Below are 11217 nucleotides of genomic sequence, written 5' to 3' on the forward strand. Positions count from 1 at the left end.
CGGTGGATTGGGGTGCGGTGTTCGCGGGGCGTGGCGCGCGGCGGGTGGAGTTGCCGACGTATGCCTTCCAGCGCAGGCGCTACTGGCTGATCGAGCAGCCCACGACCCTCACGGGGGCCGACTCGCTCGACCATCCGCTACTGGGCGCGCGGGTCGTGCTGCCGGACACCGGTGGGGCCGTGTTCACCGGGCGGCTCTCCCTCGACGCCCAGCCCTGGCTCGCCGATCACGATGTGCTGGGCACCTTGCTGCTGCCCGGCACCGGGCTGGTCGAGCTGGCGTTGCAAGCCGCACACCAGGTGGGATGCGAGGCGATCGACGAGCTGACCCTCGAAGCGCCCCTCGTCGTTCCCGAGAAGGGCGGCGTAGCGGTACGGGTCGTCGTGGGCGGGCCGGAGGCCTCCGGCCCGCGCACCATCGAGATCTACTCCTCCCTCGACGACGAGACATGGACCCGTAACGCCACCGGCGGCATCGTCCCGTCCGCCACACCACCGTCCTCCGATCTCGGCGTCTGGCCGCCGGCCGACGCGACACCGCTTCCGGTGGACGGCGCCTACGAGGCCCTGCTCGCCCGCGGTTATGACTACGGTCCGGCCTTCCAGGGACTCAGGGCGGCCTGGCGGCGCGGCGATGACGTCGTGTTCGCCGAGGTCGCGCTGCCCGAAGGGGCGGAGGCGTCCCGGTTCGGTGTGCATCCGGCGCTGCTGGACGCGGCGATGCACGTCGGGCTGGTCGAAGGCGACGATGACGGGGCCCCGGAGTTGCCGTTCTCCTGGGGCGGCGTCTCGCTCCACCGGGCCGGTGCCTCGGCGCTGCGCGTCCGGCTGTCGCACCGGGACGGGGGCGACGGTACGGAGGTGCTGGTCGCCGACGAGACCGGGGCGCCCGTCCTGTCCGTGGCGAACCTGGCGTCGAGGCCCGTTTCGGCCGAGCAGCTGCGGGGGAGCGGTGGCCACCGCGAGTCGCTGTTCGCGCTCACCTGGACCAAGGCCACGCACCGCCCCCGCCCGGAGGCACCGGTCGAGGTGTACGAGGTCCCGCGCGCGGCGGGGGACGCGCCCGAGGCCGTACGCCTGGTCCTGGGCGAGGTGCTGGCGCGCATCCAGGAGTGGCTGGCCGATCACGGCAAGGACGAGGCGAGGCTCGCGGTCGTCACCCGTCGCGCGGTGGCGGTCGAGGGCGAGGACGTCGATCTGGGCCAGGCGCCCGTGTGGGGTCTGGTGCGGGCGGCCGCGGCGGAGAACCCCGGCCGGTTCCTGCTGCTCGACCTCGACGACGAGGCCACCGTGCCGGACGTGACCGACGTGTTCGACGCGCCCGAGGTGGCGGTCCGGGGCGGTGAGCTTCTGGTTCCCCGGTTCGCCCGCGTGCCCGCCGCCGCGGTGGATGAGGCCCTCACCCCGTGGGATCCGGCGTCCACGGTGCTGATCACCGGTGGGACCAGTGGCCTTGGCGCCCTGGTCGCCCGTCATCTGGTGACGGCACACGGCGTCCGGCGGCTCGTCCTGACCAGCCGCCGGGGCGAGAGCGCGCCGGGCGCGGCGGACCTGCGCGCCGAACTGGCGGCGCAGGGCGCCCAGGTGGCGATCGAGGCGTGTGATGTGGCCGATCGCGCCGCGCTCGCCGGAGTGCTGGCCCGGCATCCGGTCGACGCGGTCGTCCACGCGGCCGGTGTCGTGGACAACGGGCTGGTCCGAGGGCTGACGCCGGAACGCATGGACGCGGTTCTGCGGCCCAAGGTGGACGGGGCCTGGAACCTGCACGAGCTGACGGCCGGCCGCGACCTGTCGGCGTTTGTCCTGTTCTCCTCGCTCGCCGGGCTCGTGCTGGCCGCGGGGCAGGGCAACTACGCCGCGGCGAACGTGTTCCTGGACGCGCTCGCCCGCCATCGCCACCGCGCCGGACTGCCGGTGACCTCACTGGCGTTCGGGCTGTGGGAGGCCGACACCGGGCTCGGCGAGCTGGCCGAGGCCGACCGGAAGCGCATGCTGCGCATGGGACTGCCCGCGCTGTCGCGGGCGGAGGGGCTGGCGCTGCTGGACGACGCGTTGCGTACGCGGGAACCGGCGCTGGCGCCGTTCCGCCTGGACCCGGCCGCCCTGCGGGAACGCCCCGCCGACCGGATTCCGGGGATGCTGCGCGGCCTGGTGCCCAGCCCGCGCCGCCGGGTCGGAGGCCCGGGCGTGGCGGGAGGCGGCGACGATGGCGCGGGGCTGCGGCGGAGGCTGGCGACCCTGACCGACGACGCCGAACGCGACGGCCTGCTGCTGGACCTGGTGCGGACGCAGGTCGCCGCGGTGCTCGGCCACGACGGGGCCGACGCCATCCGGTCCGACCGGGCGTTCAAGGATTTGGGCTTCGACTCGCTCACCGCCGTGGAGCTGCGCAACGGCCTGCGTGCGGCGACCGGGCTGAAGCTGCCCGCCACCTTGGTGTTCGACCACCCGACGCCCGCCGCCGTCGCCGACGAGCTGCGCGACCAGCTGAGCGGCGGCGACCAGGAGCCGACGCCCACCGCGTCCCCGCTGGAGGCGGAACTGGCCCGACTGGAGGCGGCGTTGGCGTCGGCGACACCGGATGAGGAGGTCTACGGCCGCGTCGCCGACCGGCTGCGGGCCCTGACGGCCGGGTGGCTGGAGACCCACCGCCCGGACCGGAGCGAGGAGACCGATCTCGCATCGCTCTCCGCCGACGAACTGTTCGACGTCCTCGACGGCGAACTGGACACGCGGTCCGCGCCGTAGCCACGCGCCGGACCGGAGCGCCACCAGGCACCACACCACGGCACCACACCGAGCATCACACCACGGCACCACACCGAGGAGAGCGACCCCACATGACCACCGAAACGACCCCGGCCGCCCAGCAGGCCGACGAAGCGCTGATCGCGCTGATCTCGCCGCCCTTCCCCACCGACCCCTTCCCCCTCTACGAGACGCTGCAGTCGGTGAACCGGGTCCACAACGCCTCCGCGCTCGGCGTGTGGGTGATGTCCGGGTACGAGGAGGTCACCGAGTTCCTGCGGCTGCCCGACGTCCAGAGCGGCGCCCGCGCCGCCACCCAGATGCGCGAGGACTGGGCCGACCACCTCTCCCTGCGCATGTACCTGAACTCGATGGTCACCCTCAACCAGCCCGACCACGGCCGTATCCGCGGCCTGGCCGCCCGCGTCTTCACCCCCAACAAGATCAAGACGATGCGGCCCGCGGTGGAGCGGCTGACCGCCGGACTCATCGACGGCCTGATCGAACGGTCCGACGGCGGTGAGCCGGTCGACCTCGTGGACCTGCTGGCGGTGCCCTTCCCGGTCGCGGTCATCAGCGACATGCTCGGCCTTCCGTACGAGGACGGCAAACACCTGTGGAAGCTGGCCGACGACTGGTCACACGTCTTCTCCGGCCTCTACACGGACGAAGACCTGGTGCGTGCCGACGCCTCCGCCGAGGAACTGGCCCGGTACTTCCATGAGGTGATCAGGAATCGCCGGGCCGCGCCGCGCGAGGACCTGATGTCCTCGCTCGTCCAGGAGGCCACCAACGGCCGCCTGGACGAGGACGAGCTGATGGCGCTCATCCTGTTCCTGTTCACCGCGGGCTTCGCGGCCACCACCAACCTCGTCGCCACCGGGGTGCTCGCCCTCCTCGACCACCCCGACGAGCTGAACCGCTGGCGCGCCGACAAGAGCATCACACCGTCGGCCGTGGAGGAGTTGCTGCGCCACACCACCCACACCACCGCGGCGAGCCGGGTCACCACCCGGCCGGTCAGCATCGCCGGTGCCGAGATCCCCGAGGGGGTGCTCGTCCTGACCCTGCTCGCCGCCGCCAACCGCGACCCGCGCCGGTTCCCCGACCCGCACCGCCTGGACCTGACCCGCGACAACGGCCCCCACCTGAGCTTCAGCGCCGGGGCCCACTACTGCTTCGGCGGCAGCCTCGCGCGCATCGAGGGTGCCGAACTCTTCCCGAGGCTCATCGACACCTTCGCGAAGATCGAGCCGGCCGGGACGCCCGAGCGCCGCGCCGTCATGGGGCTGACCGGATACACCACGCTCCCCGTGACCCTCGGCGGCTGACCGGGCGGCGCATTTCTGCCGAAAGGGTCCCCGCGCGGCCGTCGCGCGGGGACCCTTTCCGTGCGGACGCGGAGAATCCCCGGGGGCTCACTCCGGGCTGGGGGCGGGTGTGGGCTCGACTGCCGAAGGGGCGGCCGCCGCCGGTGCGCCGGCGGGAGTCGTGACGTGCCGCATGAGCAGCGCGGCGCCCGCGGCGCCCACCAGCATGACGGCCCCGGCGACCACGGCGCTGACGTTCATACCCCGGGTGAACGCCTCCCCGGCGACCTGCAGGAGCGGTTCGCTCGCCCGGTCGGGCAGATGCTTGGCCACCTCCGCGGCGCCGCCGAGCGAACCCTGCGCGGCGTCGGCGGCCTGGTGCGGAAGACCGGCCGTCGCGTCGGAGATGTCGCGGGCGTAGACGGCGGAACCGATGCTGCCCAGGAGGGCCACCCCGAGCGCCCCGCCGAGCTGGTTGCTGGTCTCCGGCAGCGCCGAGGCCGCGCCCACGCGTTCCGGTGGCGCCGCGGAGACGATCAGGTCGGCGGTCAGGGGGATCGCCATGCCGACCCCGGCCGAGATCACCGTGGCGCCGATCACCGCGACCGCCAGGTTCGAATCGGCGCGCAACTGCGTCATGACGACGAATCCGGCCGTGGAGACGACCATGCCGACGCCGATGATGTAGCCGGGGCGGACCGACTTGGCCAGCACGGCGGCGATGGATGTCGTCACCGCCACCGCCACCGGCGCGGGCAGCGTCCACAACCCGGCCTCCAGCGGGCTCAGCCCGTAGACCAGCTGGATCCACTGGGTGGAGAACAGCAGGAAGCCGACCATCGCGAACAGCGCCACCAGGTTGACGCCGATGGACGCGCTGAACCCCCGGTCGCGGAACAGGCTCAGGTCGATCAGCGGATTGGCGGCCGAGCGCTGGCGGAGGTAGAACAGCACGCCGACGACGACCCCGGCGGCCGTGCTGGCCGCGTACTTCCAGGCGAAGCCGTCGTTGGCGAGTTCCTTGATGCCGTAGATGACCGGGAGCACGGTGCCCAGTGACAGCGCGGCGCCCAGGAGGTCGAAGCGGCCGGGCCGCGGGGCGCGGTACTCCGGCAGCAGAAGCGGCCCCAGCAGCAGGATCAGGGCCATGACCGGGATGTTGATCAGGAAGACCGAGCCCCACCAGAACCTCTCCAGCAGGAGCCCCGACACGATCGGGCCCAGCGCGGCGCCGCCGGAGAGCCCGGCGGTCCAGATCGCGATGGCGGTACGGCGCTCGGTGGGGTCGTGGAAGATGTTGCGGATCAGCGCGAGGGTGGACGGCGCGAGCACGGCCCCGGCGATGCCCAGGACGGCACGGGCGGCGATCAGCAGTTCGGCGCTGCCCGCGTAGGCGGCGGCCAGCGACGCCGCGCCGAACACCACGGCGCCGAGCATGAGCAGCAGCCGGCGGCCGATGTGGTCGCCGAGGGTGCCCATGGTGATGAGCAGCCCGGCGAGCATGAACGCGTAGATGTCCACGATCCACAGCTGCTGCGTGGCACTCGGTTCCAGGGACGCGCTGAGGAACGGCAGCGCGAAGTACAGGACGGTCATGTCCATCGACATCAGCACGACCGGAATGACCAGGACGGCAAGGCCGATCCAGTCCTTCCGGCTCGCTCGTCCGGGGCTCACGGAATCGCTTAAGGGCTCACTCATGGGCGGGACTATAGATTTGTGTAAGTAATCTGTCTAGGACGCTTGTCTAAGACGAATCTCAGGTGCGGTGGTTAGACTTCGGCGCATGGGACACCGGGAGGACCTGCTGGTCGGGGCGAAGCGCTGCCTGTACGAGAAGGGCTACGCCCGCACCACCGCGCGGGACATCGTCGAGGCGTCCGGCGCCAACCTGGCCTCGATCGGCTACCACTACGGCACCAAGGAGGCCCTGCTCAACGCCGCCATCATGGAGGCGTTGGAGGAGTGGGCAGCGGAGCTGAAGCGGGCCCTGGCCGATGTGGGGGATCTGCCCGACGATCCGATCGGGCGGTTCGAGCGGGCCTGGACGCGGGTGATCGAGCTGTTCGATCGGCATCGCCCGGTGTGGGCCGCCCAGGTCGACGCGATCTCCCAGATCGAGCATGTGCCCGAGGTCCGCAGCTTCATCGTCGAGGCGCAGCAGCAGGCCCAGAAGGGTCTGGTGGAACTCCTCCTCGGCGGCGAGGACTTGCCCCCGCACACCCGGGCCGCGGTCGGGCAGTTCTACCACGCGCTGCTCAGCGGCGTGATGATGCAGTGGGTCATCGACCCCGAGCACGCCTCGACGGGCGCGTCGCTCGCCGAGGCGCTGCGCACGGTCGTGGAGGACGCCCGGCGCTTCGGGTCGGGGATGGCCGTCTGAGCCCGGCTCAGGACGTGCCGTCCGGCATCGCGGCCGCCTCGCGGGCCAGCCGCCCCCGGTCGACCTTGTGGTTGGCGTTCAGCGGGAACTCCGCCACATGCCGGAACACCTTGGGCACCATGGGCTCGGGCAGGTGCGCCGCCAGCTCGCGGCGCAGCGTCACCGGGTGCACGCGGTCGCCGGTGTAGTAGAGGACGAGTTCCAGTCCGCCGCCCGGGGCCGGGCGGGTCACGGTGGCGGCGTTCCGCACGCCCGCACACCTCCGTACGACGTGGTCCACCTCGGCCAGTTCGACGCGGAAGCCCTGGATCTGCACCTGGGTGTCCAGGCGGCCGAGGTAGGCCAGCTCGCCGTCGTCCAGCCGCCGCACCCGGTCACCCGTCCGGTACCAGCGGCGGCCGTCGCGCTCCAGGAACCGGCCCTCGTCGTCCGCGGCGTCCAGGTAGCCCGGTGTCATCTGCGGCCCGGTGACGCACAGTTCGCCCTCGACCGCCGACTCGGTGTCCCCGTCGAGCAGCAGATGGTCATGGCCGGGATGCACCGTGCCGATGGGGACGACGCCGTTCACCGCCCGTTGCGGTGAGGTCCGCGGCGACCAGCGGTGCCCGGTGATGGTGACGGTCAGCTCGGTCGGCCCGTAGAGATTCTCGATCCGCGAGTTCGGCGCGGCGGCCTGCCAGGCCGCGGCGTCCTCGCACAGCAGCGCCTCGCCCGCGAAGAAGCTCCACCGCAGCGTGGGCATCGCCCCCGGGGTCAGCCCGCCCATCCGCCGGATGAACGACGTGCCGCTCGGGGTGGAGAACCACACGGTCATGCGCCGCTCGGCGAGGAACGCGGGCAGGTCCCGGTGGGCCGCGGGGGGAATGGCGTGCACCGGGGCGCCGCGGCCCCAGGCGCAGAACAGCTCGAACATCGCGCAGTCGAAGTTGAGCCCCACGTTCTGGCAGAACACATCGGCGGGCCCGAAGTCATAGCGCCGGTCCAGCAGGGAGAAGTAGTGGTCGTTGGCGCCGTGCGTCATCGGCACTCCCTTGGGGCGGCCCGTCGACCCCGAGGTGAACAGGACGTACGCGATGTCGGACGGCGCCACGGCCACCGGCGCGTCCAGCGGGGCGGCGGCGGCCTCGTCCAGGACGGGCAGGTCCAGCTCGGTTTCGGCCAGCGCGGCCCGGCCGATCGGATCGGCGATCACCGTCGACACCTCCGCCGCGGTGAGCATGCGACGGGTGCGTTCGGCGGGGAACCGCGGATTGAGCGGCACGATGGTGGCGCCCGAGTACAGCGCCGCCAGCATCCCCGCATAAGCGGTGAGGCTCTTGTCCGCCAGGACGGCGACCCGGTGCGGCCGCCGCGGCCCCCGCGACCCCTGCGGGGCCCGGGCCAGCAGCGCCCCGGCCCGGCGCAGCGCCAGTTCGTGCATCGCCTCGTACGTCAGGGTCTCGTCGTCCACACGGATCGCGACCCGGCGGGGCGACATCGCCAGACCGCGCAGAAACCGTTCGTGCAGACCGTGTCCGGGAGTGGGTGTCTCGATCATTGTCCTTCCTCCGGGGAGAGAAAAGGGGTGGATAGGGGTGCCGACTCACGGGAGGCAGGGCTTACGTTGGCCGCGACGCCGACTATTCGGCAGCCGGATATCAGTAAAGGCCAGCAGAAAACAGGGGAGCGCGCATGTGGGACGAGTCTTTCGGGCAACTGCTCCGCAAACACCTTCCTTTGCTGGAGACGCAGGACGAACTCACCGCGGACCTGAGCCTGCGTGACTTCGGCCTCGATTCCATGGGAATGGTCGCGCTGCTGTCCTCGCTGGAGGACATGTACGGCGTCCGCTTCGTCGACGACGCGCTCAACGACGACAACTTCGCCACCCCCGCCACGCTGTGGAAAACCCTGGCGGCCATGCGCTGACCCGCCTTCGCTTCGCCGGCGCGGTGTCCGTCCGCTTCGTCCGCTCATGCGATCGCGCTGCGCCGGCGCGGTCGCATGGCCGTCTCCGGCCGCACCGCCACCACCTCGAACGCCTCGGTCATCACGTCCACCCGGCCCCACAGCCCGTCCTGCCCGGTGACGTGCACCCGCCGGGTGCCCAGCCCCCGGAGCGTGTCGACGACGGAGGGCCAGCGGACCGTGCGGGTCACCGCGTCCAGCAGCAGCGTCCGCACCCCCGCGGCCGTCCGCACCAGCGAGCCGTCGTGGTCGGACACCACGGGGATCGCGGGGTCGCGGAACGGGACGTTCGCGGCGACCTCCGCCTCGACCTCCTCCCGCAGCGCGCCGAAGACGGCGGAGTGCATCGGCGGCCGCATGACGTACAGCGGCAGGCCGCCCACGGCCTTGAGCCGTCGCTGCAGCCAGTCCACCATCCCCTCGCGCACCGACAGCATGTGGAAGTCGTGGTCGACGTGGCAGGCCACCTCGTTCCACTCGCCGCGCGCGTCCAGCTCGGCCCGGATCTCCTCCAACTCGCCTACGGGTACGCGGGCGAAGGACTGGGCGACGAGGTCGCGGTGCTCGCGCGCGAAGTACGCGTCCACCAGGCGGCCCCACGCCGCCGTCATCGCCACGGCCTCCGCGAACGGCAGCGCTCCGGCGAACACCGCCGCCGCCGTGCCGCCGAAGCTGGCCCCGGCGCACGCCACCGGCGCCAGCTCGTGCTCGGCGACCGTCCATTCGGCCAGCGCCAGGCAGGAGACCAGGAACGCGATCCGGGCCGGTTCGGGGAACGCCCCCTGGTCGCCGCGCGCCTCCGCTTCCCGGTACCGGTCGAGCAGCGAATAGCCCAGGGCCGCGTCCGCCTCGGCGACGAGCCGGCGGGCCACCGGATGGACCGCCAGGAACCGGCCCGAGTCGGCGAACCGCGTCGGGCCGATTCCAGGAAAGACAATCGCCGACATATTCTCGCTCTCCCTTTTGTCACGCTCGTCGCGTGTGCATTCTGAAAGCCCGGCAGTTCGATCCCGCGCACTTCGGACCGAGCGCTTCGATCCGCGCACTTCGATCTTATTGTTTCCGTCAGTCTTGTTGGCCCCTGGTAGCGGCATAACCCCTAACGCCCCCTAGTTCAGGGGTGGGTGGGCGAGAGTTCTTGTGGGCCGTAAAAGCACCCTGTTAGAAACAGCCTGGCATTTGTGGGGAAGGCCCGAATCGGAGGGTGGCGCATGAGCCGGAATGGAGCGCGTCCAGCCCGGGCGCACGCATCGGTGGACAACCTGCGGACATATCTGCTGGCCGCCGCGGGTGAGGACCCCGACCGGCCCGCCGTGATCCAGGCCGCGGCGGACGGCGGTCTGGAGACGGTCACCTACGGCGAACTGCGGCGCCGCACCGACGCTTGCGCCGACGCGCTCGACGCGCTCGGCCTCGACGTCGGCGACCGCGTCATCCTGGAGTCCGACACCGACGCCGACGCCATCGCCGCCCTCCTCGCCTGCGCCACCCTCGGCCTGCCGTTCATCCCGGCCAGCCCCGAGACCCCGGACGAACGGCTCCTGACGATCATCGACAGCGCCCGGCCCGCGCTGTACCTGCAGTCCGTGCGCGGCGGGCGCACCGGCATTCCCGAGACAGTCGGCACGGCCCGGTTCGGCGCGGACGGCCTCACCGTGGAGCGGCCGCCCGCGCCGCGGGTGCGCCGCCGCCGCGTGGTCACCCCCGTCGACACCGCGTACATCACCTTCACCTCGGGCACGACCGGACGGCCCAAGGGCGTGGTCATGAGCCACCGCGGCGTCATCGCGTTCCTGCGGGGCGCGGAGGCCGCGGAGCTGATCACGGCCGAGGACCGGGTGGCGGGCACCGCGCCGCTGCAGTTCGACTTCGCCCTGTTCGACATCGGGTTCGCCCTCAGCCACGGCGCCGCGCTGGTGCCCGTACCGCGTGACCGGCTGGGCTGGCCCCGCCGCTTCCTGTCGTTCCTGCGCGACACCGGCACGACGCAGGTCGACGCCGTTCCGTCGGCGTGGCGTCCGGTGCTGCGCCACGAGCCCGGCCTGCTGGCCGAGCTGGGCGAGCAGGGCGTGCTGCGGCGCATCGCGTTCTCCGGGGAGGACTTCCCCCTGGAGGAACTGCGCGCCCTCCAGGAGCTGTTGCCGAAGGTGCGCTTCACCAACGGCTACGGGGCCACCGAGACGATGGCCGCGTCCATCACCGAGGTGCCCAACCCGCTGCCGCCCGGCACCGAGCGCCTGTCGATCGGCTACGCGGTCGCGGGCGCGGAGATGATGCTCATCGGGCCCGACGGCCGCCTGGTGGACGAGCCCGGGGTGCTCGGCGAGATCTATCTGCGCAGCCCGTCGCTGTTCTCCGGCTACTGGAACGACCCGGAGGCCACCCGCGCCGTCGTCGTCCCCGATCCGCTCGACCCCAGGTCGGGGCAGCGGGTGTTCAAGACCGGCGACCTGGCCACCATGGGAGCGGACGGCGAACTGTACTTCCACGGCCGCGCCGACTCCCAGGTGCAGATCCGCGGCAACCGCGTCGAACTGGGCGAGGTGGAGCGCCGCATCGGCGAGTTCACCGGCGTCACCGGCGCCGTCGCGATGCTCCTGCCGCGCGACGACGGCGACCCGGTGCTGCACGCGTTCGTCACCCACGCGCCCGGCGGCCCCGCGCCGGACGCCAGGGAAGTCATCGCGTTCTGCCGCGCCGCGCTGCCCGCGTACATGATCCCGCAGGGTCTGCACGTGGTGGACGAGTTCCCGCTGACCGTCAACGGCAAGGTCGACCGCGCCGCGCTGGCCGCCCGCGCGGCGGCCTGAGCACCCCTGACCACCCCGAA

The 11217-nt window shown here is 72.3% G+C and carries 8 protein-coding genes; 5 read left to right on the top strand and 3 right to left on the bottom strand.

Annotated elements, in window-relative coordinates; all coding sequences use genetic code 11:
- Together ASC60_RS36785 and ASC60_RS36790 are read left to right on the top strand one after the other, a co-directional pair.
- The coding region (locus tag ASC60_RS36785; RefSeq protein ID WP_267892860.1) for a type I polyketide synthase at positions 1-2747 on the top strand (2747 nt) is incomplete at its 5' end.
- A gap of 92 nt (positions 2748-2839) precedes the next feature.
- Complete coding sequence (locus ASC60_RS36790; RefSeq protein WP_055558078.1) at positions 2840-4078, top strand: cytochrome P450; 1239 nt, start codon at positions 2840-2842, stop codon at positions 4076-4078.
- A gap of 87 nt (positions 4079-4165) precedes the next feature.
- On the opposite strand, the gene ASC60_RS36795 is transcribed toward ASC60_RS36790, so the two are convergent.
- Positions 4166-5758 (bottom strand): MFS transporter, encoded by a 1593-nt coding sequence (locus ASC60_RS36795; protein WP_055558079.1) that lies wholly within the window; start codon positions 5756-5758, stop codon positions 4166-4168.
- A gap of 85 nt (positions 5759-5843) precedes the next feature.
- Between ASC60_RS36795 and ASC60_RS36800 the strand changes: the two genes are divergently transcribed.
- Positions 5844-6440: a TetR/AcrR family transcriptional regulator gene (locus ASC60_RS36800; protein ID WP_055558080.1), complete on the top strand. Its 597-nt coding sequence runs from the start codon at positions 5844-5846 to the stop codon at positions 6438-6440.
- A 7-nt stretch (positions 6441-6447) separates the two neighbouring features.
- On the opposite strand, the gene ASC60_RS36805 is transcribed toward ASC60_RS36800, so the two are convergent.
- Positions 6448-7977: an AMP-binding protein gene (locus tag ASC60_RS36805; protein WP_055558081.1), complete on the bottom strand. Its 1530-nt coding sequence runs from the start codon at positions 7975-7977 to the stop codon at positions 6448-6450.
- A 134-nt stretch (positions 7978-8111) separates the two neighbouring features.
- On the opposite strand from ASC60_RS36805, the gene ASC60_RS36810 reads away from it, so the two are divergent.
- A complete protein-coding gene (locus tag ASC60_RS36810) occupies positions 8112-8348 on the top strand; it encodes an acyl carrier protein (RefSeq protein ID WP_055558082.1) in 237 nt (78 codons plus the stop codon).
- A gap of 44 nt (positions 8349-8392) precedes the next feature.
- Here the strand turns inward: ASC60_RS36810 and ASC60_RS36815 are convergent, their stop codons facing one another.
- Entirely contained in the window at positions 8393-9334 is a 942-nt protein-coding gene (locus ASC60_RS36815; RefSeq protein WP_079038874.1) for an ACP S-malonyltransferase, read from the bottom strand.
- Positions 9335-9598: 264 nt separating this feature from the next.
- On the opposite strand from ASC60_RS36815, the gene ASC60_RS36820 reads away from it, so the two are divergent.
- On the top strand, positions 9599-11197 hold the full coding sequence (locus tag ASC60_RS36820) for an AMP-binding protein (protein WP_055558083.1): 1599 nt from the start codon (positions 9599-9601) through the stop codon (positions 11195-11197).
- Positions 11198-11217: the final 20 nt, after the last annotated feature.

It is taken from the genome of Streptomyces sp. NBRC 110028, from assembly GCF_001417735.1.
In the GTDB taxonomy this organism is placed as follows: Bacteria; Actinomycetota; Actinomycetes; order Streptomycetales; family Streptomycetaceae; genus Streptomyces.